This is a genomic window from Anaerolineae bacterium (assembly GCA_013178165.1).
Lineage (GTDB): Bacteria > Chloroflexota > Anaerolineae > Aggregatilineales > Ch27 > Ch27.
The window spans coordinates 1-21,678 of sequence record JABLXG010000028.1 but is presented as its reverse complement, the minus strand read 5'-3'; the positions used below and the strand labels follow the sequence as shown (position 1 = coordinate 21,678).

At 62.6% G+C, this 21,678-nt stretch carries 19 protein-coding genes; 8 read left to right on the top strand and 11 right to left on the bottom strand.

Translation table 11 applies throughout. From position 1 onward, the window contains the following. Nucleotides 1-4: 4 nt before the first annotated feature. Genes HPY64_14520 through HPY64_14510 form a run of 3 tightly spaced genes read right to left on the bottom strand, consistent with a single transcriptional unit; the run spans nt 5 to nt 3,569 of the window. Complete coding sequence (locus HPY64_14520; GenBank protein ID NPV68353.1) at nt 5-970, bottom strand: ABC transporter permease; 966 nt, start codon at nt 968-970, stop codon at nt 5-7. Continuing rightward, nucleotides 963-2,480, bottom strand: a complete 1,518-nt coding sequence (locus tag HPY64_14515; GenBank protein NPV68352.1) for a sugar ABC transporter ATP-binding protein — start codon at nt 2,478-2,480, stop codon at nt 963-965. The genes HPY64_14520 and HPY64_14515 overlap by 8 nt, the downstream gene beginning before the upstream one ends. Nucleotides 2,481-2,486: 6 nt before the next feature. Beyond that, nucleotides 2,487-3,569 carry an ABC transporter substrate-binding protein gene (locus tag HPY64_14510; GenBank protein NPV68351.1) on the bottom strand — a complete coding sequence of 361 codons (1,083 nt, stop codon included), beginning with the start codon at nt 3,567-3,569 and terminating at the stop codon, nt 2,487-2,489. Between the two features lie 158 nt (nt 3,570-3,727). On the opposite strand from HPY64_14510, the gene HPY64_14505 reads away from it, so the two are divergent. From HPY64_14505 to HPY64_14475, 7 genes are all read left to right on the top strand, one after another. After that, nucleotides 3,728-4,642: a GntR family transcriptional regulator gene (locus tag HPY64_14505; protein ID NPV68350.1), complete on the top strand. Its 915-nt coding sequence runs from the start codon at nt 3,728-3,730 to the stop codon at nt 4,640-4,642. Nucleotides 4,643-4,776: 134 nt separating this feature from the next. Then, nucleotides 4,777-5,931: a hypothetical protein gene (locus tag HPY64_14500; protein NPV68349.1), complete on the top strand. Its 1,155-nt coding sequence runs from the start codon at nt 4,777-4,779 to the stop codon at nt 5,929-5,931. Between the two features lie 42 nt (nt 5,932-5,973). Beyond that, on the top strand, nt 5,974-6,750 hold the full coding sequence (locus HPY64_14495) for an SIS domain-containing protein (protein ID NPV68348.1): 777 nt from the start codon (nt 5,974-5,976) through the stop codon (nt 6,748-6,750). Nucleotides 6,751-6,758: 8 nt separating this feature from the next. Further along, nucleotides 6,759-7,718 carry a shikimate dehydrogenase gene (locus tag HPY64_14490; protein NPV68347.1) on the top strand — a complete coding sequence of 320 codons (960 nt, stop codon included), beginning with the start codon at nt 6,759-6,761 and terminating at the stop codon, nt 7,716-7,718. Between the two features lie 33 nt (nt 7,719-7,751). Beyond that, nucleotides 7,752-9,041 carry an FAD-dependent oxidoreductase gene (locus HPY64_14485; protein NPV68346.1) on the top strand — a complete coding sequence of 430 codons (1,290 nt, stop codon included), beginning with the start codon at nt 7,752-7,754 and terminating at the stop codon, nt 9,039-9,041. A 1-nt stretch (nt 9,042) separates the two neighbouring features. Further along, entirely contained in the window at nt 9,043-9,999 is a 957-nt protein-coding gene (locus HPY64_14480; GenBank protein NPV68345.1) for a carbohydrate kinase family protein, read from the top strand. A 4-nt stretch (nt 10,000-10,003) separates the two neighbouring features. Then, nucleotides 10,004-10,933, top strand: coding sequence for a phosphotriesterase-related protein (locus HPY64_14475; protein NPV68344.1), 930 nt, complete (start codon nt 10,004-10,006; stop codon nt 10,931-10,933). Nucleotides 10,934-11,018: 85 nt separating this feature from the next. On the opposite strand, the gene HPY64_14470 is transcribed toward HPY64_14475, so the two are convergent. The 3 genes from HPY64_14470 to HPY64_14460 all read right to left on the bottom strand — a co-directional run bounded on the left by HPY64_14470 (nt 11,019) and on the right by HPY64_14460 (nt 14,384). Further along, nucleotides 11,019-11,870 (bottom strand): carbohydrate ABC transporter permease, encoded by an 852-nt coding sequence (locus tag HPY64_14470; protein ID NPV68343.1) that lies wholly within the window; start codon nt 11,868-11,870, stop codon nt 11,019-11,021. Nucleotides 11,871-11,904: 34 nt separating this feature from the next. Further along, nucleotides 11,905-12,852, bottom strand: coding sequence for a sugar ABC transporter permease (locus HPY64_14465; GenBank protein ID NPV68342.1), 948 nt, complete (start codon nt 12,850-12,852; stop codon nt 11,905-11,907). 170 nt (nt 12,853-13,022) lie between these two features. Then, entirely contained in the window at nt 13,023-14,384 is a 1,362-nt protein-coding gene (locus tag HPY64_14460; GenBank protein NPV68341.1) for an extracellular solute-binding protein, read from the bottom strand. A 518-nt stretch (nt 14,385-14,902) separates the two neighbouring features. Between HPY64_14460 and HPY64_14455 the strand changes: the two genes are divergently transcribed. Then, nucleotides 14,903-17,308 carry a hypothetical protein gene (locus tag HPY64_14455; protein NPV68340.1) on the top strand — a complete coding sequence of 802 codons (2,406 nt, stop codon included), beginning with the start codon at nt 14,903-14,905 and terminating at the stop codon, nt 17,306-17,308. 77 nt (nt 17,309-17,385) lie between these two features. Here HPY64_14455 and HPY64_14450 read toward each other — a convergent pair whose 3' ends face one another. The 5 genes from HPY64_14450 to HPY64_14430 all read right to left on the bottom strand — a co-directional run. After that, nucleotides 17,386-18,459, bottom strand: coding sequence for a DUF2961 domain-containing protein (locus HPY64_14450; protein ID NPV68339.1), 1,074 nt, complete (start codon nt 18,457-18,459; stop codon nt 17,386-17,388). A gap of 161 nt (nt 18,460-18,620) precedes the next feature. After that, nucleotides 18,621-19,427: a hypothetical protein gene (locus HPY64_14445; protein ID NPV68338.1), complete on the bottom strand. Its 807-nt coding sequence runs from the start codon at nt 19,425-19,427 to the stop codon at nt 18,621-18,623. A 53-nt stretch (nt 19,428-19,480) separates the two neighbouring features. Further along, entirely contained in the window at nt 19,481-20,194 is a 714-nt protein-coding gene (locus tag HPY64_14440) for a hypothetical protein (GenBank protein NPV68337.1), read from the bottom strand. A 127-nt stretch (nt 20,195-20,321) separates the two neighbouring features. Beyond that, a complete protein-coding gene (locus tag HPY64_14435) occupies nt 20,322-20,999 on the bottom strand; it encodes a hypothetical protein (GenBank protein NPV68336.1) in 678 nt (225 codons plus the stop codon). Nucleotides 21,000-21,412: 413 nt separating this feature from the next. After that, nucleotides 21,413-21,678, bottom strand: a 266-nt coding sequence (locus HPY64_14430) for a dimethyl sulfoxide reductase subunit B (protein NPV68335.1), incomplete at its 5' end; no start/stop codon positions are given.

Sequence of the window (21,678 nt, the reverse complement as noted above, 5' to 3'; positions counted from 1 at the left end):
TCAATCATGCTGTCCGCCTCCGCAAGAACCGCACCAACCCTGGGCCAGCCAGCGCCGCGATGATGATCAGCGCATCCACCAGCGTCTGAGACCACGTAGGGACGTTGGCGAAGGAGATGATGTTACGGATCACGCCCAGGATCAGCACGCCGAGCACCGATCCGATCACCCCGCCCTGGCCGCCGCTCAGGCGCGTCCCGCCCAGCACCACAGCCACGATCGAATCCAGCGTCATAGCGTCACCGATACGCGGGTTGCCTGTGCCCAGATTCATCGTCAGCGCCAGTGCGGACAGTGCCGCTGCCAGCCCCGCCCACACATACGTACTGAAGCGCACGAAGTTCACCGGCACGCCGGTCGCATAGGCAGCGTCAGCCTTGCCGCCTGTGGCAAAGAGATACTGCCCGTAGCGCGTTGAACGCAACACCAGCCAGATCAGGATGGCCAGGGCAATGAAGTACAGCGCCAGCGGGATATCCAGCGGCGCACCCCGGTAGGATCGCAGGAATTCACGCGGCAGGTTGCCGCCAGGTCGGGGCAGGATCAGCAGCGCGATACCCGCATAGACGAAGCTGGTGGCGTAGGTCGTCACAATCGGCTGCAGCCGCAGGTAAGCCACGCACAGGCCATTGAACACCCCGGCGGCCAACCCCGCCCCTACCGCCGCCAGGATACCAACGAGAATCTCGGTTGGCCCCGATTCCGGCAGGATCAGCGTGACCAGGATGGCGTTGGCCATGGAGACGATCGCCCCAACAGAAAGATCGATCCCGCCGCCGATGATGACGATGGTCTGCCCGACCGTCAGGATGATCAGGGGCAGGAAGTTACGCAGGTTGCTGTTGAGCACCCGCAGTTCAAACAGGTTAGGCTGCAGGTAGAAGTTGATCCCTACCGCGATCAGGAGCAGCAGCAGGGCCAGCAGGTAGGAGTGTCGCAGGGCGATCCGCCGCAGCACTACGCTATTCATGGCCGTTACTCGCATTGGTCGTGCCCATGCTGGCCGAGACCAGGTTGGCATGGTTGAGCGTTTCGCCCGCCAGTTCCGCCCGGATTCGCCCATCATGCAGCACCAGGACACGGTTGCACAGGCTCAGCAGTTCTTCGTCATCGCTGCTATAGAACAGGATCGCCGTCCCAGCGGCACGGAGCCTGTTCAACAGCGCATAGAACTCAACTTTTGTCCTGACATCAACACCCTTGGTCGGGTCGTTGAGGAGCAGCACGCGCGGGTTGCGCAGCAGCCACTTGCCCAGCACCACCTTCTGGGCATTGCCACCGCTCAGGCTGCTCACTGGCGCGTCCAGGGATTCCATCACCAGGCGCAATTCCTGTGCTACCTGGTTGGCATCCGTACGCGCCCGAACCATGTTCAGCGGGAAACCGTACTTGTGCCAGGAGGGTAACTGAAGATTCTCCAGGATGGAGCGGATGAGCAGCACGCCTTCAGTGGCCCGGTCGCCCGGCACAAACGCCAGGCCATGTTGCATGGCCTGCTGCGGGTGGGAGAAACGGGCCGGCTGGCTGGAAAGTAGCACCTGCCCTGCACAGGGAATCGCCCCGAACAGCGCCAGCAGCAAGTCGGATTGACCCTGTCCCTGCAGACCGCCCAGGCCCAGCAATTCGCCATCATGCAGGTCAAAACTGATGTCCTTCAGCAGATCGGTGTGCAGGTTCCTGACCTGCAACCGGACCGGCGCGTCCGGCGCCAGCTGCCTCCCCTGTACCAATTCCGGCGCGACCATGCCCTCGATCATCAGCTCGACGAGTTCCTGTTCAGTTGTTTCGCTGATCACCCGGTTGCCCACACTGGCCCCATTGCGGAGGACAGTCGCCCGGTCGGCCACGCGGAAGATCTCGTCCATGCGATGGGAGACAAAGACGATGGCCATTCCCTGCCGCTTCCAGTCCGCGATCAGTTCAAACAGGCGGGCGACCTGGCGGCTGTCCAGGCTGGCCGTGGCCTCGTCCAGGATCATCAGGCGCGGTTGCAGGCTGAGCGCCTTGAGAATCTCCACCACCTGGCGCTCATCCGGCGGCAGACTGTTGACCAGCGCATCCGGCTGTAGTGAAGATTGGACCGTGCCCGCAAACAGGGCGATCAGGTCCTGTGTGCGGGCACGCATCTCACGATGGTCGACGGCAATCCCCCACCGGCGCGGCTCATGAGCCAGCCAGATGTTCTCCGCCACGGTCATATCCGGGATCAGGCTCAGCTCCTGGTAGACGGCGGTGATGCCGACATTCTTGGCAGCCTGTGGGGAAGAGAACGTGACCGCCCGGCCATCCAGGTGTAACCGCCCCTCATTGGGAGCGATTACACCTGTGATGACCTTGCTCAGGGTGCTTTTGCCACTTCCATTGGCGCCGAGCAGCGCAACGACTTCCCCCGACTGCACGTCCAGGTTACCGTCCGAGAGCGCTACGACGCCCCCGTACCGTTTGGTGACGTTCCGGGCTGAAAGTGACACCGTGTTCATGGTCGGTTATTCCATGAAGCCTGCAGCCTGCATCTGGGTGATGAACCCGTCGAGCGTGTAGGACTCCGGCAGGTCCTTCACCAGTTCGTACTGTTCCTCAAAGTTGAACTCATCGACCACATACGGGATCGGCACGTAGAAGGTGTTGCCGAACGGGCCGGAGAGCTTGGACACATCCGGCGTGCCGCCGATCAGGATTTCGACAGCGACGCGGATGCCATCAGCGCCCACGCCGGGCGGGTTGACCACACCGAACGACGTGAACTCCGGACGCTCCTGCTTCACCTCATGCCACAGTTGCAGATACCCCGCACGCGCTTCACCCACCATCACCGGCCACTTCGCCGGGTTCGCTGTCCGTACCGCCGTCAGCGCCCCCTGCGCCATCCCATCCTGCGTCCATACCCCGTCGATGTTCGGCAGCGACGCCAGAAAGTCGCTCATCACCTGCTGGCCGGTCGCCTGATCCCACATCCCCGTGTCACGCCCGACAATGTTGATGCCCGGATACTCGGCGAAAACCTCCATCACCCCTTCCATCCGCGCTTCGTTCGCCGGGTGCCCCACAAAGCCTTCGATCAGCACCACGTCACCCTGGCCACCCAGCTGCTCCGCCAGCCACCGCGCGCTGATCTTCGCCCATTCCTTCTGGTCGATCACCACATTGTACACGCCCTCAGCACTGATCTCCTGGTCCACCGCGATGACCACAATCCCCTCCGCCACCGCGTCCTCCAGCACCAGGTTCAGCGCCGATTGGTCGTTCGGATTGACGATGATCGCGTCCACCCCGCGGTTGATCAGGTTCTGAATCTGCTGCACCTGACCCTGTACGTCCACATCCGCGCTCTCGATCACCAGCTCGATATTGACACCCTTTTCAGCGAACTCGGCGACCACGTTCTCCATGTTCTGGATCATCTGGGTGCGCCATTCGCTGCCGACAAAGCCGTTAGAGACGCCGATGACGAACGAATCGCCCTGCGCCCTGACGGAGCCGGAACCGACCAGCGCCACGACGAGCGCCAGCACCGGCAAGACGAATAACCACTTGCTTTTCATGCTGAACTCCTCTTTCTCCTCATACATATATGTAAAATGGGGCTTGTGGGGTGTATTGAGCACCAGGCGAAACTGGTGTACACTGCAAAATAGTCCGAATGTCCGGTCATTTCGCAGTAACGACATTATAACAAATTCCGCACTTTTCAGTCAATCAGCCTGCACGGAGCAACCCACTAGCCCGAATGCAGAGCGGGCGCTACCCCGGCAGTACCCGTACCATCCTGTCGGCAGCGATGACTTTCCGGCTGACAGTGCAGGCACATCGACTGACTCTATTCTATGCCCGGAGCCAGCTCTTTCGCAAAGTGAGCATCACCATGACCGAAGCCAGACAACGCTACCTGCATGAACTGCCGATCAGGCCGGTCGACCCTGCCAGCCCGATCCCGCTCTACCACCAGGTGGAGACCAGCCTGCGGGCGCTGATCCAGGACGGCGTGCTCAGTCCGGGCGATCTGCTGCCGCCGGAAGTGGAGCTGTCGCGCGCCTTCGGCGTGGGCCGCCACACCATGCGCATGGCGCTTTCCCGCCTGGCGGATGACCGGCTGATCAGCCGCAAGGCCGGGCGCGGGACAGTCGTCAGCCGCCAGATGGGGCGGATGCAGTTCTTTTTGGATCGCAGTTTCACCCGGCAGATGGCCGACATGGGCCGCCGCGCTCACTCGCGGGTGCTGCAGGCGTTTTCCGGCGTAGTCGACGATAGCGCACCCGCCGCGCTCAAGGCTCGCCTGGGCGCCCCCTGTTTCAACCTGATCCGCCTGCGCTTTGGTGATGATGAGCCGATCGGACTGCAGAAATCGATCATCCTGACGGAGCAGTGCCCGGGACTGGAACAGCACGATTTCAACACCGAATCGCTCTATGATGTCCTCGCCCGTGTGTACCGTCTGGTGGTGCAGGAGATCAGGCATACCGTCACGGCAGTGGCGGCGGACGATCTCAAAGCGGAGTTGCTGCAGGTTAGCGTCGGCGATCCGTTGCTGCTGGTAAACACGGCGGCTTACCTGGCCAGCGGCGAGATCATTGAATACACCACCTCCTACTACCGCGCCGATCTGTACGAATACAGCACCAGTAGCACCTATTCCCCCTGCTAGAGGCAGCGCCCCGTGACCGGCTTGACAGCAAGCAGCATGTCGACTACGATCTCAAATGTCCGAACATTCGGCTTTTTCCATCCATTCCTGCCTCATCGCGCTCTGTGACGCTCGCCTGAGCAAGGATGAACCCCATGGCTATCATGTCTCCGCGGGAGCGCGTCCTGGCCGCGCTCAACCATCAGGAACCGGATCGCGTCCCTATCGCCCTGGGCGGCGGGCCGTACGGCGTGGTTGATGACCTGTACTTCCGCCTGCTGAAGCTGCTTGACCTGGGCGAACCGGTCAAACCATTCCGCACCGGTCACAGCATCTCCTACATGGACGACCGGCTGCTGGAGCGCCTGGGCGTCGATACCCGCTACGTGTGGCCTAACGCCATGCCCAACAGCCCCTGCCAGGAAACCGCCGAGCCGGATACCTTCCTGGATGCTTACGGCCAGGTCTGGAAGCGCGCCGTACCCTACTTCTATGCTGACCGGGGCATCCTGGCTGACGCCACCAGCGTCGACGATATCGACCGCCGCGTCACCTGGCCGGACGTCACTGCACCGGTCTGGACAGCCGGAGTCCGGGAGCGCGCCGCCGAGCTGCGGGCGGGCACCGACTGCTTCATCATCGCCCGGATGGTCACGTCGCACGGCGTCTTCCAGACAGCCTGCGATCTGCGCGGCACGGCGGAATTCATGATGGACATGGTGATCAACGAAGCCTTCGCCTTCCGTCTGATCGAACGGGTGACGGAGACTATCAATGGTCTGCTGGAAGGCTACCTGGAGGCCGCCGGCGACTTCATCGACATGATCGAACTGCCCGGCGACGACTACGCCGCTAACGAAAACCTGCTGATCTCGCCCGATCTGTTCCGTCGTTTCATTAAGCCTGCCCTGGCCCGACTGATCGCCACCATCCGCGAGCACAACCCAACCATCAAGATCATGTTGCACAGCGATGGTATGATCGAAAAGCTACTGCCGGAGTTTATCGAGCTGGGGATTGACGTGCTGCACCCGCTGGAGCCGGTCCCCGCGCTGGATCAGGCCGCGATCAAGGCCCGTTACGGCGACCGGCTGGCCTTCCTGGGCGGCATCGACATCAGCCATGCCATGCGCGGCAGCCGCGACGACGTGATCGCAGAAGTGCGGCAGCGCATCGCGGCCCTGGCCCCCGGCGGCGGGTACATCCTGGCCCCGGCCAACCACCTCCAGGCAGATGTCCCGGCGGAAAACGTCGTGACCCTGTTCGAAGCCGCCCGTCGCTATGGCGTTTATCCCATAGCACCTTCCTGATCGTTCAATGCCCGCTGCAAGAGTATTATTGGGAGAACAACCATGACCGCCAGTCTGGCCTATCTAGATGCCGCCGAAGCCATCCTCCGGCGCATCCGCGACAACGAGATGGACAACATCAACCGCGCCGCTGAGATTTGCGCCCATACCATCGCCAACGATGGCCTGGTGCACATGTTCGGAACCGGCCACTCCCGCGTCTTTGTGGAGGAGATGTACCCGCGTCATGGCAGCTTCCCCGGCTTTCACCCGATCGTGGAGCTGTCGCTGACCTATCACAACCAGGTCGTAGGGGCTAACGGCCAGCGCCAGGCCATGTACCTGGAGCACCTGGAGGGCTTTGCGCCGGTCATCCTGCGCAACTTCGTCATCGCCCCGCCGGATAGCTTCCTGATCTTCTCCAACAGCGGGGTCAACGAGGTGGTGGTGGAGATGGCGCTGGAAGCTCGCAAGCGCGACCTGCCTGTCATCGCTGTTGTTTCCCGCGATCACTGTGAGCGCCAGCCCGCCCGCCACAGTTCCGGCAAGAAGCTGATCGACGTGGCGGACGTGACGATCGACAATGGCACGCCCGCCGGCGACGCCATGGTGCACATCCCCGGCCTGGATGACCCGGTCGGCCCTGGCTCAACTATCGGCGGCGCCGCCGTCACCAATGCACTCAAGTGCGCCATCGCCGAGAAGCTAACGGCGATGGGCAAGCCACCGCTGGTGCTGACCAGTAGCCATTTCATCGGCCCGGAAGAATCGCAGCGGCGCTTTGACCAGTCGTACGACGAATACCGGCGGCGGCTCAAGCGCGTCTACGGTTGTGACTGAGGGCCACGATGACCGATCCAGAGTTCGCCGTCACCCGGCAGAACGCCCCGACCGCTTACTTCTTCGGGGTGACCACCGCTGCTTCTTCCAGCCGCCGTATGTTCCCGCTTTGGGCGGAGATTCTGGGGCTGGGGCAGGCGCGGCTGATCGGCGTCGACCTGCCCCTCAACGGCCCGCCGGAGGTCTACCGCCGGGCCGTCTACCAGATCAAGCGCGATCCGTTATCGCTGGGTGCGGTGATCACCAGTCACAAGATCAACACACTCAACGCCGCCCGCGACTTGTTCGATCACCTGACTCCGGAGGCCGAGCTAACTGGCGAAGTCGCTTCGATCTACAAGCGAGATGGCGCGCTGATCGGTCACGCCGTCGACCCGATGACTTCGGGCCTGGCGATGAGCCGCTTCATCCCCGCCAGGCACTGGGGCCGCACGCGGGCGCACATCCTGTGCCTGGGCGCAGGCGGATCGGCGACAGCCATCGCCGTCCACCTGTGCCGGACCCTCCCGCCGGACAACCGTCCGGCCCGTGTGATCTTTGTCAACCGCACCCGCCCCCGCCTGGAAAGCCTGCGCCAGCTCATTGCTGAACGGCTGCCGGGTTCCGGAATCGCCTTCGAGTTCGTGGAAAACAGCGATCCGGCCATCAATGACCGGCTGATGGCCGCCCTGCCGCCCGGCTCACTGGTGATCAATGCCACTGGCATGGGCAAGGATACGCCCGGTTCGCCGATCACCGATGCCGGTGTCTTTCCGCAGGATGGCTTCGCTTGGGAGTTAAACTACCGGGGCACGCTGGACTTCCTGCACCAGGCGGAAGCGCAGGCGGAACGCCGCAACCTGACCGTCGTCGACGGCTGGGACTACTTCCTGCTGGGCTGGAGTACGATCATCGGTCAGATTTTTGACGTCCCCATCACGCCTGAAGTCTACGATCGCCTGGCGCAGGCGGCGGCAGCGGTGCGCTGAACCGCCCGCGAGCGCAAGAAAGAGCAGCCACGCATGAACACTTATACCGCCCCTGTGCACGACCTGTGGGAAACCGATATTCTCGTGATCGGCAGTGGCTCCGCCGGGGCGACGGCGGCCATCACCGCTGCGCGGGAAGGGGTCTCTGTGGCGCTGGTAGAGCGTTACGGCTTCATGGGCGGGATTAGTACCCAGGTGCTGGATACGTTCTACGGCTTCTACACACCTGGCCAGCAGTCGCGCAAGGTCGTCGGCGGCATCCCTGATCTGGTGGTCGATGAACTGCTGCGGCGCGGCAAGGCCCTGTTCCGCCCCAACACCTACGGCGCCGGGCAGGGCATCACCTACGACCCGGAGACGCTCAAACTTGTCTGGGAGCGCCTGGCGACTTCTGCCGGGGTGCGCATCCTCTACCACACCTTCGTCGTCGATGCGCTCATGGAAGGCGATCGCGTGACCGGCGTGGTCGCCGTCAACAAGGGTGGCTTTGTGCGGCTGAAGGCCCGTGTCGTGATCGACGCCTCCGGCGACGCCGATGTCGCTGCTGCCGCCGGCGTGCCTTACGAGAGCGCCGCCGATGGCCCGGTGCAATCGTTGACCACCACCTTCCGCCTGCTGAATGTCGACGTCGCCCGCGCCCGCGCCATCAGGAAAGATGAATTGCACGCCCTGATGGCCCGCGCCATTGAGGATGGTTACGCCCTGCCCCGCCGTGAAGGCAGCGTCCACATCACGCCGCTTGATGGGGTGATGGCCACCAACATGACCCGCGTGGCCAACATCGATGCCACCGATCCGGAACAACTCACCCGTGCCGAGATCGAAGGCCGTCGCCAGGCGGAGGAGTACGCCCGCTTCCTGATCGAGCGTGTCCCCGGTTACGAGCGGGCGGTGCTCGGCGGTCTCAGCATCCAGATCGGCGTGCGGGAAAGCCGCCGCATCTTTGGCGCGTACCGCCTGACCAGGGCCGATGTGCTGAGCGCGCGCAAGTTTGAGGACGCCATCGCCCGCTGCGGCGCGCCGATCGAGGATCACCACGCCGGCAGCGACACAGTCTGGGAATACCTGCCAGAGGGAGAAACCTACGACATTCCCTTCCGCTGCCTGCTGCCGGAAAGCGTGGAGGGCCTGCTTGTGGCCGGGCGCTGCCTCTCCGCCGACCACGATGCCCACGCCTCAGTGCGCAGCATGGGCCAGTGCATGGCGATGGGCCAGGCGGCGGCAGTGGCCGCGGCACTGGCCGCCCGGCAGGGATGCCCCCCGCGTGAAGTCCCCATCAGCGATCTGCAGGCACGTCTGCGCACTATAGGAGCAATCATCTGAGATGTTTGTCGTCATCGGCACCACAACCGCCGACCTGTTCATCTCCGGCGTGGAACGTATGCCGCGTTTTGACGGCGACGAGTTCACGACGAGCAGCCTGTCTTTTTGCCGTCAGCCGCTGACCATCGCTCTTGGCGGCAACGGCGCTAACAGCGCCTATGTCCTGCGGACGCTGGGCGCCCCGGTCCGGCTGTGCAGCGGTACGGGCACCAACGAGATCGGGACGCTGATGACCGGCTGGCTGGCCGCCAGAGGGGTCGACCTCAGTGCCTTCCTGCGCCGCGAGGATGGCACCGCCAGCACCACCACCGTGATCGACGACCGGCTCAACCGGCTGTCCTTTTACTATCCCGGTCTCTTTTCCACCTACAGCGCTGCCGACCTGCCCCCGTCCTGGCTGGATGGGGCGCATACCCTGCTAATCACCGGCTATCCCCTGCTGCCCGGTTTTCATGGGGGCGGCTTCGCGGCCATTCTGCAAACTGCCCGTGCACGGGGCGTGATCACGGCGCTGGATATCGGCCCGGCGGTTGACCATTCCGCCACCCTCCCGGCGCTGACGCCGCTGTTGCCGCTGGTTGACATCCTGCTGACCAACGAGTATGAACTGACTGTTGCAACCGGCGACCATGACGCCGAAGTTGGCGCCCGGCGGCTGATCGCAGCGGGCGCGGCCAGCGTAGTCGTCAAGCGCGGCCAGGCCGGAGCCTGCCTGTACAGCCCCGACTCGATCATTCAGGTGGAAGGCTTCCCTGTACAGGCCAGTGTCACCATTGGCGCGGGCGATTCGTTTAACGCCGCCTTCCTGTACGGCCGTCACGCCGGCATGTCCCCGGCGGAGGCCGCCGCCTTCGCCAATGCCGCTGCCGCCCTGGTCGTGCAGGGGGGCCGCAGCGTGCTTGGTGCGCCGGATGTTGCTGCTGTTGAAGCTTTCCTGCGCCAGCGCAGAGGAGTGTAACCCCATGACGCCAATCATCCGCACCATCCTGGGGGATATCCCGCCGCAGGCGCTCGGCCTCTGCCTGCCGCACGAGCACCTGTACGGCTGGCCGCCCGCGCCATTCGCCACGGAAGACCTGACCCTGAACAGTGAAGATGCCGCCATCCGCGAGCTGGCGCGTTTTCAGGCCGCGGGCGGGGGTGCGCTGGTGGAGATGACCACGCCGGACTACAACCGGGATGCTGCCGCACTGGAACGGATCGCCCGCGCCAGCGGCGTGCATATCATCGCCGCGACCGGCTACAACAAGGAGAAGTTCTCCGCGCCATTCCTGCAGGACGCGACGGTTGAGGAACTGGCCGCCCGTTTTTCCGGCGAGGTGACGCATGGCATGGACGGCACATCCTGCCGGGCCGGGTTGATCAAGGCTTCCTCCACCCTGAACGAGATTTCCCCGCTGGCGGAAAAGTTGTTCCGTGCGGCAGCGCAGGCCCACCACACCACCGGTGCGCCGATCTCCACCCACACGGAGAAGGGCACCATGGCGCTGGAGCAGGTTGCGCTGCTGACCGGCGAAGGGGTCGAGCCGTCGCATATGATCATCGGCCACATTGACCTGCGGCTGGAGTGGGAGTTCGTCCTGGCTCTGGCGCGGACAGGCGTTTTCATCGGATTTGATCAGGTCAGCAAGGCGCAGTACGCGCCGGATAGCCGCCGGGTTGAGTTCATCGTCCGGCTGGTGGCGGAGGGGCACGCGGGGCAACTGCTGCTCTCCGGCGATCTGGCCCGCCGTTCCTACTGGCACAGCTACGGCCTGGGCGGGGCGGGCTTTACCTACATCCTGCAGGTCTTCGCCCCCATGCTGCGCCAGGCAGGCCTGGCGGAAGAGACGGTGCGCGGCCTGCTGGTGGATAACCCCGCGCGGGCACTGGCCTTTACCCCACGCTCCTGAAGCAGCAGCCACGCCTCACGGCGTGGCTGCATGCTACACAGACCGGAACAGAAACGCTCCGTGGCCGGCTGGCAAGCCTCCCGACTTACCCCTTGACACCGGAGAGGGCGATACCGGCCACAAAATAGCGCTGGGCGAAGATGTAGACGATCAGCACAGGCAGCATGACCACTACCGCCGCCGCCATGACCAGCGGCCAGTTGGTCTGGCGGAAAGCCGTCGTGTTAGCATTGAAGTAAGCCAGGCCCAGTTCCAGCGTGCGCATCTCCTGGTTGCGGGCGATCAGCAGCGGCCACAGCAGGTCGGTCCACGTACCCATGAAAGCAAAGACCGCCAGCGTTGTCAGCGCCGGGCCGGTCAGCGGCAGGAAGATGCGGGTGAAGATCACCCACTCGCTGGCTCCGTCGATACGGGCCGCATCATGATAGTCCTGCGGGATGCCCTGGAAGGCCTGCCGCAACAGGAAGATACCGAACACACTGGAAATTCCCGGCACGATCAGACCCTGGTAGGTGTTGATCCAGCCCAGCCCGAACACGATCAGGAACAGCGGGATCAGGGTGATCTGGAACGGGATCATCATCGTCGCCAGGTAGAGGATAAAGATCGTATCCCGCCCGAAGAAATGCAACCGGGCGAAGCCATAGGCCGCCATCGAGCAAATGATCACCTGCCCGGCGACAGTGAAGATGGTGACAATCAGCGTGTTCAGGAAGTACCGCCCAAACGGCACCAGCGTGAACAGGTTAACATAGTTGGAAAAATCCAGCGTCTTGGGCAGCAACTCCGGCGGGTAGGCGAATTCGCTCCCCGAGGGCTTGAGTGAAGTGGTGATCATCCAGATGAATGGCACCACCATGCCGAGCGTGACCGCGATCAGCACCGCATAGCCCAGGATGCTCAGGGGCAGGTCCCACCAATGTTTGGCTCTAACCATCGTCCATTTCTCCTGCGTACTGTTGCCCGCTGGCCTAGAACAGCGAGGCTTCCTCGCGGCGGCGCATGTACCATACCTGCAGCAGGGTGAAGGCGAAGATCACCGCAAACAGCACCCAGGCCAGCGCCGAAGCATAGCCCATATCGAAGCTTTCGAAGGCGCGCAGATAAATCCGGTGCACGGCCACGTCGGTCGCCCCGCGCGGCCCGCCGCCGGTGATCACGTAGACCGACGAAAACACCTGGAAGGAGCCGATCACGCCAGTGATAGCCAGGAAGAAGGTCGTCGGTTTCAACAGCGGCAGCGTGATCCGCCAGAATGACTGCCAGGAGCCAGCGCCATCGATGGCCGCCGCCTCATACAGCTCCTGCGGGATAGCCTGCAACCCGGCCAGCCAGATCACCATGTTGAAGCCCGCGCCCTTCCAGATCGTGATCATCACTAGACTGGGCATAGCCGAAGCCGGGTCGCCCAGCCAGTTGACGGTCGGCAGCCCCAGCGATTTGAGGGTGTAATTGACAATGCCGGCCTGCGGGTCCAGCAGGGTGATCCAGATCACCGAGACCGCTACCCAGGAGGAAATGACCGGCATAAAGAACAGGGTGCGGAACAGGTTCACCCCGCGCAGCTTCATGTTCATGACCAGCGCGATCATCAGGCTGATCATCATGCCCAGCGGCACCGCCAGCAGGGTGTAGTAGCCAGAGTTGGCCATGGCGTTCCACCAGCGCCGGTCGCCCAGCATGAATTCGTAGTTGGCCGTCCCGATGAACGGCGCATTGTAGAAATTTGTTCCACGCCAGTCGGTGAACGATAGATACAGGCTGAAGACCAGCGGGACAACCAGAAACAGAATCAGGTGCACAAACGAGGGCAGGATGAACAGGTATCCCACCCGCTCGTTGGAACGGCTCCAGAATCGCTGCCACCAGCCTGGGCCAGTATGGAAGATCGGCCGCTCCAGAAAGGACGTACGCTCCATCGCTGCGCTCCTCATTGAGGCAAATAAAGTTCCCCTCCGACTGCCCGCAAGAAGACCGCTGTAATCCTGGAAACGCCCACAGCGGCCTGCTTGCGACCAGCCTGGCGGGGAAAGGGGACCGCCCACAGCATGCAGGCGGTCCCCGGATTGTTCAGACGCCCGATCGGGAGTTACCCGCCGGCGGAACGCTGCAGTTCGCGGTCGATTTCCTCAACCGCAATCGCGACTTCTTCCTCGACATCAGCGCCAGCCAGGATGTTCTCCATCATCGAGTCGAGGATACCCTCAACCACCGGCCAGTTGGCGTAGATGGAGCCGTAGTTGCGGCGGCCATTTTCGGCCTCTTCCACAAACACGCGCTCGATCTCCGGCCAGGCCGAGGCTTCAATGGCAGCCGCGGCGGCTTCACGGTTGGCGGAAATCTCCAGGCCGGTCACCACCTTGGTGCTCTGATACTCATAGTCGGTCAGTTCTTCCACGAACTGGCAGGCCGCCAGCAGCTTATCCGGATCCTCAGCGACCTTGGCGTTGATTACCCAGCCTGATTCGTAGATCACGGTCACGTCATTGACCTTGCTGGGGTTGCCAACCACGGCCACGCGCTCCGGCGTGTAGCTTTCCTGGTTGGTCAGGCCGACCATCTCCCAGTGCCCGCGCGGGAACATAACCACCTCGCCACGCAGGAAGGCTTCCAGGAACCCGAACTGCTGGACAAGCTGATCCAGCGTCGAAGGCTCCGGCGCAACACCGTACTCAAGTACCAGGTCACGCAGGAACTTGATGGCTTCGATGCTCTCTGGCGAATTCAGGTAACCATCCGCCGTGGTGAGATCGGGCGAAATGACGTCGCCGCCATTCTGCCAGACCCAGTAAATCCACTCAAACGTCCACTTGCGGACGCGGAAACCCCACTGGACAACGTTCTCTTCGTCGAAGTTCGGGTCCAGACGGTTGCGGCCTTCGCTGTCAAGGGTGGTCATCTGCGCGAAGGTCAGGAAATCGTCCCAGGTCCAGTCAGAGGTAGGCGGCTCAACGCCAGCCTTGGCCACCGCTTCCGGGTTGTAATACATCACCATGGGCGTACCGCCATCGGGCAGACCCCACAGTTCCCCGGTGTCGCGCAGGTGGATGTCCAGCATGCCTTCCGAGAAGCGATCCAGCGTCAGTTCGGGAACAAGCTCCAGGCAGACGCTTGCGTCAAGGATATTGCCCGTATCGACCAGGCGGGCAAGGGTCGAGGCGTCCTGATACCAGATGTCGGGCGCGGTCCCGGCGGCCAGGTCAACCAGCACCTGCGTATCGAATTCGGGCGGCGTTTCCAGCGACTCAATGAAGATATTCGGGTGCGCCTCCATAAAGCGGGTCCGGGCCGCCTGCTTGGCGATCGCCAGCGGAGTCTCGCGCTCTTCGGGTACAACTTCCAGGCCAACCACCCGCAGCGTGATCTGGCCTTCCTGGGCTAACACTGCCAGCGACGGCACCACCATCGCCAGCAGCACGCACACCGTCAGGAGCTTGCCAAACTTCTTCATGGTTCTCCTCCATAGAGACCACTGCGCAAAGTGTTATGCATCACTTATGGCTAGACGACATTCAGCCTCTGGCTTCACCTGAATATTCGTTCGCCTCTACTCCTTTCCCCATACCCTCTACCCGGCAAGGCCAGCCAGCCTGCCAGTCCCGGCATGACGCCAGCCTTCCCTCTACAGGACAGATCGCTCAAACTGCACCTGCGCCGGATGATCAAAACAGCAGGGCCTGCCGCCAAGATGTTTGTACAATCTCGCGGTTGGAAACCGCCTGCATATCATCACGACGCATGATTGATCTATACAATTGACACTATAACCCGAAATCGCGGCGGGGGTCAAGTACGCCAGCGTTGTTGCATACTGAACAAAGTCATCCCCGGCGGCTGACAATCAACCCTTTCAGGCGGTAAACAGCCCGGATAGCGTTTGGTTGTTTCCATTGCAAATTGTACTCCCTGCCCCTGCATGCTAGAGTCTGCCTGTGTTATGGCAATGTATGTTCACAAGGATTGCACCTCATGACTCCACTTTCTGGCCGGCTGCGCCTGCCTGAGACCTTCCCGCAAAGCGACTACACGCCCTTTGGCTACCTGGACAACCCCTATCACAGCGCCGTGTTCAACCGCAGCGGCGTCATCCGCACCGTGCCGCCGATGGGTTTTGGCTGGTGGGCCCGGGCTATGCCCTGGCCTTACGGCATCGACGTAGAACGCCCTGTCAGCTACCTGTCCTTCCTACACCTCAGCCTGGCTATCAGCGGTGACACCAGCGCACCGGTCGTTTTTCACCGGACGGAAGACTTCGCCGCTCATGGCGTCAGCCTGATCTCGCGTTACCACACCAAAACGTTGATGAGCTACGACTGGGCATTTGCTGGAGTCGATGTCAGTGCCAGGTACTTTCTGGCGGACGAGCATGCCCTGCTTTGCATCCTGGAGCTGCAGAATAAGGCGCCCCAGCCCCGCCGCGTGACCGTCCACGCCACCAACATTTATGGCTATCGCGGCCATATGTACTGGGGCGGCGACGGCGTGACTTCTTCCTACCGTCCCGTCGAAGATGCCGCCGTAAGCAAGGTCTGGGCCTACGGGGATGTAATGGCCCTCGGTGCCAGCCAGCGCAGTGCCGCATACAAAGCCACCTCGTCACAGCAGCAGTGGGATAGCTGGATCACCAGCGGCGACCTCAGCGCCAATAGCGGTGCGGTCGTCCGCTTTCACGAAACCGACGACCCGATTTACGCGGTTATGAGTTATGTCCTGGAACTGCCTCCCGGCACCAGTGAGGCGCTGGTGATAGGCCTGGTGCGGGATGTCAACGAACTCTATGCCCTGTGGCGGCTCCCGGCCAGGATCGCGGACGCCTTCCACGAAGCGGCGCGGCAACTGGCTGACGACGAGCACTTCTATGCGCAGGCGCCCTTGCTCAGCGGCGACTGGCCCACCGCCTGGAAGCATGGCTGGGTCTACGACCTGGAAACCCTGCGCATGACCATCCGCCGCCCGCTGGGCATTTACAAACATCCCTGGGACGCCATGCAGATTCATTCCCCGCGTGCTGTGCTGGGCGAGACCTGCCTGGATGCGCTCTGCCTGAGCTATAGCGATACCGCCCTGGCTAAAGAGGTGATCTACGGCGTCTTCGCCGACGCGCCGATGCCCAATGTCCCCTGTAGCCGCGAGGACGGCAGCATGAACATGATCGGCGAAAGCGGCGCGGAGTGCGGCACCGCTCCCACCTGGGGCTTCCCCTTCCTGGTCATCCAGTCGATCTACCGGCGTGACAGCGACGACGCCTGGATCCGGCGGCTCTACCCACACCTCAAGGCCTTCATCGAATGGTGGCTGGCCAACCGCACAGATGAAGACGGCTGGTTCCACGCCGACAATAGCTGGGAATCCGGCCAGGATGGCTCCCGACGCTTCCTGCACGGCGACGCGCAGGAAGGCACCCCAGCCCATTTCGTGCGCACGGTCGATATCGAAGCCGGGATGGCCCAGGCAATGCTGGCCATGGTCGATTATGCTCGCATCGCCGGTCACCCTGATGACATCGCCCTCTGGCAGCGCCTGGCTGAAGATCGCATCGCCCGCACCCGCAGCATGTACGTGGATGGCTGGTTCCGCGACTGGGACGGGCGGGACAACCGGCCCTTCCTGCTGGAAGATTACTACGATGTCATGATGCTGGTGCCGCTGGCAGTAGGGGTCGCCACGCCGGAGCAGATCGAGGGCGTCAGGCCCAAGTTCCAGATCTTTAGCAATAACCCGACTCCTTTCCTGGAATGGCCGTCATTCTGGCTACCGTTCTCCGAGGCAGGCTGGAACGCCGGGCTACGCGAGTTCATCGCTGAGGAACTGATCAAGGTAGGGAACCGCATTTACGCTCGGACGGATGCCCGTGAGGTGCGCCCTGCCAGCACGCGCTATGCCGACCGCCTGCCAGCCCAGTACAACTACCGCATCCCCGGTGTGGCCCGCGAATTCTGGCCGGTCAACCTGGAGGCCCACCCGATCCTGGACGGCTGTGAGAACTACGGCTGGGGGGCAACCTTCCCCTCGCTGGTCATCCGTAACCTGATCGGCTTCCGTGAGCTGAAGGAGACACCCAACGATCGGCCAGCAACCGGCTTCCTCCTCGCGCCAGCCCTGCCTGCGACGTTGTTCGAACCCGGTAAGACCTACGGCATCACCAACTTGCGCTGCGGCGACTGCCGCTTTGACGTCAGTTACACCGTCAAGGCAGAGGGGCGGCTGGCCGTCCATTTGATCTGCCGCCTGCCCCCGGCCCCGGCGACAATCCTCGTGCAGGACGAAGGCGGCGACGTTCTGGCGCAGACAGACGGCCTGGCGGCCACCCATGAATTGCGCTTTGAGGCCGTCAACGGCGGCACCTTGCAAGTAACCTGGGAGAAGGGTAACTGAGACCTCACCTGAGTGTAGCGCCCTAGCCTGATACGCAGGCCCCGAACGGCTCAATCGTCCGGGGCCTCTTGTTCGCTTCAGCGCGGCAGGCGGGCCGCAACCGGGAGCAAGGGCGGGAAAGGATGATGAGGCTCGGCCTGGTACCAGTAGGCCGTGGAGGAATAGTCGTTACTGAGCTTATTGCTGTGGCCGTGCTCGATAGTGACCCGGATCGATTTTTCAAAGAAGATCGGGTCTTCGATGTGGTAACGGTACACCGTGTTCTTGCCGCGCCAGCGCCAGTCAGCCGTCCCCTGGTAGAGGATCAGGCCGTGATAGGGCGCGTTGTACTCCTGCGTGGGGCAGAAGGCTGTGTTGAAGTAGTCCTCGGTGCCGGTGCCATGCAGGGCGGGCGGCCATGGCTCCCCATCGACGAAGATCATGTCGTCCCCTTCCCCGTACCAGTCATTGGCCTGGCGGGAAAAGCAATCAATATCCAGGTGGCAACCCACATAGTGCCCCCGGCCCGTCGCCTCCAGGATGACGTAGTTGTCCTTGCCGCTGGTATTGGGCGTCTGCCAGGCGGTCTGCATGGATTCCGGATGGTCGGCCCAGCGGACAGCCGGGTCAGCCCAGCCAGCGGTGGGATTCTCCCGTCGCCACTGGGCATGAAAACGCCCGTAGTCGTCCAGGGAAGTCCCCGCCGGGTAAGCTTCGTAATCGATATAGAAGTACAGGCGGAAGGGCCGCTCCGTCTCATTAATCACCGCCAGGCGCCCCGCCGTTTGGAAGGGCATGGGGAACCAGCAGTTGAAGGCGCGGCCATCTTCAGGGCTCATCTGCAACGGCAGGGAGACGAAGTTGCGCGTCAGGCCGTGCCCCAGGCCGAAGAAATCGCCCAGCGGGACCTCGACGCTCGGCAGCGGCTCGTCATCCCACCAGGCGCGCAGCAGCACCTTGCGCAGGGCGTACCGGTCATCAGAGAGCGTCGTCATCCAGATGTGCTTGATGCAGCCCGGTCCCCGCAGGCTGGCGATATCCCGCGCCTGACCCGCTTCAAAGTCCCACCAGTCAAAGTTGCCGCCGCGCGTATCGTAACTGGAGACACGCAGCCGCCGGACCCCCGGACGCAGCCGCGCCAGATCCGCCAGGGTGCTATTGCCGATGACCATGAGTCGCCAACCTCCATCAAGAGTCCCCACTGGGGAGCATATCCCGTTCACACCGGTCTCATTCTAGAGCAGGCAAGACCGATCCCACAACCTGCCGGGCGCCATATGTAAAAGCGGCGCAGAAGTCCTTCCGCGCCGCCAGAGTAACCGGTACATCCTTGCTACGGAGAACTGCCCCCGGCCATCTCGTGCAGGCTGCCATGGCAGCCCACGCAACTGGCCAGCGAGACTGTCATCCCGTGGCCCGACGCAGTCAGGTAGCCCTTGAAGTTTCTGGCGCTCAACATGTGGCAGTCCACGCAACTCGCTGCCGCCTTATCGCCACCCCGCATATGCACGTTATCCACCGAGATTTCGTGAGCATGGCAATTGGTGCAGGTGCCCTCGTAGTGCATATAAGGAGCGTCGGTCGGCACCGGCTGCAGGTGGCAAATCCCACACAGATCGGTGATATTCCCGGCGACCAGCGCCACGCTGTGAGCATCATGGCAGTCCTGGCAGTTGGCAGGCCGGTAACCATTGTGATCGCTGGCCGCCCATTCAGCATAGGTAACCGTATGGCCGCCCTGGTGACAGGCCGCACAATCTGCCGACTCATCGGGGATGGTCAGCGGCTCGTGATCGCGCTCTTCGCCGGGCTGGAGAACCGCCCCCGCTGGCTGATGACAGGCCGCACAGGTCACGCCCCAGTACAGCGGGCCAGTCTCCTCGTCATAGCCGGTCGTATGGCAGGTCAGGCACTCGGTCGAGCGTTTTTCCCGCTTCCAGGCTTCTTGAAATACCCTGTCATACAGGGTCAGGCGGTGGCTGGAGAGCAACCACCCACGATACTGGCCAGGATGACACCCGGCGCAGTCCCCGGCTGAGAACTGCCGGGGGCCATCCGCAACCACTTCCCCCAGTTGCAGGATCAGCAGCACAGCCAGAAGTCCCCCGGCACACAACCCAATTCGCAGAATCGTCTTCATACGTGCGACTGCGGTATACCCCTGTACACCCGGCGCAGAGGGCGTGACCCGCGCTATCTGGCTTCCAGGCTAACCAGGCCACTCACCCAGGCTTTGCCGTCAAAGCCAGGCATGATCAGGCGCAGAGCACCCTCCTCCGCCACGATCAGGCAGTTCTCGCATGCCTTGACCTCAGCTACAGCGATCTCAGTTGTGAAGTCGTCGCCTGCTGTCGCCACCAGGGTTGTCGCATCTGCGCCCAGTCCAGCGGCCTCCAGCAACGCTACCAGACTGATACCGGCGTATTCGGTTTCCGGCGCATCATTCGGACCGGCGACAGTCGCCGTAACCGTGCCCAGGGCCTCCAGTTCCGCCCATGTCCACTCGCGGGATTCAACGAAGTCGCCGCTCAACGTCAGGACAGGACCTTCCGCCCCTTCGCTGCCAGTAGCGGCCAGCAAGGCGTTGATCTCTTCGATCTGGCCTTCAATGCGCCGGATGTCGTTCTCCGCTGCATTCTCTTCACCAGCGGAGGAGGCAGCCGCCAGACGAGCCTCAGCATTGGCCAGGTCAACTTCCAGCACAGTCAGGGTTGCCTGCAAATCGGCGGCAGACAGGCTGGCGACATCAACCGTTGGAACAGGGGTGTCGGTCGGAGCCGGTGTATTCGTTGGCTCAGGGGTATTGGAAGGGGTGGGTGTGCTGGTCGGGGTTTCACCGCCGCAGGCCGTCAGGGCCATCATGACGACCAGCATGACACCGATCAAACGCGTAAATGGTTTAGGCATTGCACTCTCGCTTTCCTCGCGCCGGGTTACGCCTCCAGAACGGATCGCCCGCCGGCAGCATTCACGTACAGCTTCGGAGCCAGCCACCCTGCCCAATGAGCACAGGGGGTTGGCGCCGTTTCCACGCTCAACTCAGGTCAAAGCCGGTCTCTGCCGGGAATAGCGCCACCAGTTCCCGCAGGACTTCTTGATCCCACCTGAGGAAGCCCAGCAGAACACTGCCCAGATTGCCATAGAATGGTGTCTGAGCGTGCTTTTCGCTCAGGGCGACAAATTCCGGCACCCAGACCAGCAGATGTTCCTGGAGAAACTTCAACTGTTCATTCAACAGGATGCGTTCTGCCCGCCCATCACCCTTCTCCAGAGCGGTTAACAAACGGTCAGTCAACGTTTTCATGAATTCCAACTCGATACTGATCGAGTCTTCCGGCATCTTATTCTTGTGGATGAATTCCATCCCGTGCCGGGCATACGTCTCGCGCACCTGCAGGGTGTGGATATCGAACAGCGTATGTTCTTCATTACGGTAGACACTCTCCCAGGGAGGAGCCTGCATTGCGCCATAGCCGATGTACAACTGGTGAAAATCGTCAGCCAGTGCCTGCAAAGTCAACTGCGGGCAGGACGCAGCCACCCGCTGGCGGGCAGCATCCGCTTCCGCATCGAGCGTCACAGGGAACTCCGCAAATGGCTGCTCCGTGACGAGCCAGTCGAGCAACGCCCGGTCAGGGGCGGCGGCATACAGCCGCTGGAATACCGCATACACGGCCTGACGCGCCTCGTAGACCAGGGAGCGTTCATTCATGGTGAGCAGTCTCTCCTTAAAGGCTGACGACCTGTCAGCAAACAGCGAACAGTTACCACAACCGGTGGGATACCAGCAGCCCCTTGGATTGCGACATCATTGTACCATCAGTATCGAGCATCCAAGCCCGCAACTGAGGAATGGCGCTGTTTCCCTGTCAGATGGCAGCGGTTGCGGCGGGCACACCCGATCCTGGCGGTATACCCTCCAAGACACCAGCAACCGGAAAACCTGCTTGCGCCCTCAAAGCCGTGTCTGAGCGCCACAGCTTTACAATCGGACGGAAACAGGCGCTCAACAGGTCCGCTCGCGCAGACCTGTTGAGCCAACAACCCGGGCGTGCCCGGCCAGGATACTTCCTTTGACCGGCGCCTGACGGGAACCACATCGCCAGGCGCCGGAGGCCGTACAGCCTAGATCTCTTCCTGATTCAGGATCTCGCCCGGCTGGCCCGTGTCCCAGATATGCTTGGTGTACAGGGCATTGGGGCCGAAATCCTGTGGCTCCGCCAGAGGCGCTACCGGGAACACCGCCTCAGGATGGCGAGCCTTCAGTTCCTCAATATCCCCCCATTCCATCGCTCGCATCGGGCAGGCCTCGACACAGGCCGGTGCACCGCCCGCATCGACGATGTCCTTGCAGAAGTCGCACTTGTCCACCACCCCGCGGTCCTCGTAGA

Excerpts from the sequence above, each read along its gene's own strand:
- HPY64_14520 (NPV68353.1), bottom strand. The coding sequence starts at position 970 with ATGAATAGCGTAGTGCTGCGGCGGATCGCCCTGCGACACTCCTACCTG.
- HPY64_14515 (NPV68352.1), bottom strand. The coding sequence starts at position 2,480 with ATGAACACGGTGTCACTTTCAGCCCGGAACGTCACCAAACGGTACGGG.
- HPY64_14510 (NPV68351.1), bottom strand. The coding sequence starts at position 3,569 with ATGTATGAGGAGAAAGAGGAGTTCAGCATGAAAAGCAAGTGGTTATTC.
- HPY64_14505 (NPV68350.1), top strand. The coding sequence starts at position 3,728 with ATGCAGAGCGGGCGCTACCCCGGCAGTACCCGTACCATCCTGTCGGCA.
- HPY64_14500 (NPV68349.1), top strand. The coding sequence starts at position 4,777 with ATGGCTATCATGTCTCCGCGGGAGCGCGTCCTGGCCGCGCTCAACCAT.
- HPY64_14495 (NPV68348.1), top strand. The coding sequence starts at position 5,974 with ATGACCGCCAGTCTGGCCTATCTAGATGCCGCCGAAGCCATCCTCCGG.
- HPY64_14490 (NPV68347.1), top strand. The coding sequence starts at position 6,759 with ATGACCGATCCAGAGTTCGCCGTCACCCGGCAGAACGCCCCGACCGCT.
- HPY64_14485 (NPV68346.1), top strand. The coding sequence starts at position 7,752 with ATGAACACTTATACCGCCCCTGTGCACGACCTGTGGGAAACCGATATT.
- HPY64_14480 (NPV68345.1), top strand. The coding sequence starts at position 9,043 with ATGTTTGTCGTCATCGGCACCACAACCGCCGACCTGTTCATCTCCGGC.
- HPY64_14475 (NPV68344.1), top strand. The coding sequence starts at position 10,004 with ATGACGCCAATCATCCGCACCATCCTGGGGGATATCCCGCCGCAGGCG.
- HPY64_14470 (NPV68343.1), bottom strand. The coding sequence starts at position 11,870 with ATGGTTAGAGCCAAACATTGGTGGGACCTGCCCCTGAGCATCCTGGGC.
- HPY64_14465 (NPV68342.1), bottom strand. The coding sequence starts at position 12,852 with ATGGAGCGTACGTCCTTTCTGGAGCGGCCGATCTTCCATACTGGCCCA.
- HPY64_14460 (NPV68341.1), bottom strand. The coding sequence starts at position 14,384 with ATGAAGAAGTTTGGCAAGCTCCTGACGGTGTGCGTGCTGCTGGCGATG.
- HPY64_14455 (NPV68340.1), top strand. The coding sequence starts at position 14,903 with ATGACTCCACTTTCTGGCCGGCTGCGCCTGCCTGAGACCTTCCCGCAA.
- HPY64_14450 (NPV68339.1), bottom strand. The coding sequence starts at position 18,459 with ATGGTCATCGGCAATAGCACCCTGGCGGATCTGGCGCGGCTGCGTCCG.
- HPY64_14445 (NPV68338.1), bottom strand. The coding sequence starts at position 19,427 with ATGAAGACGATTCTGCGAATTGGGTTGTGTGCCGGGGGACTTCTGGCT.
- HPY64_14440 (NPV68337.1), bottom strand. The coding sequence starts at position 20,194 with ATGCCTAAACCATTTACGCGTTTGATCGGTGTCATGCTGGTCGTCATG.
- HPY64_14435 (NPV68336.1), bottom strand. The coding sequence starts at position 20,999 with ATGAATGAACGCTCCCTGGTCTACGAGGCGCGTCAGGCCGTGTATGCG.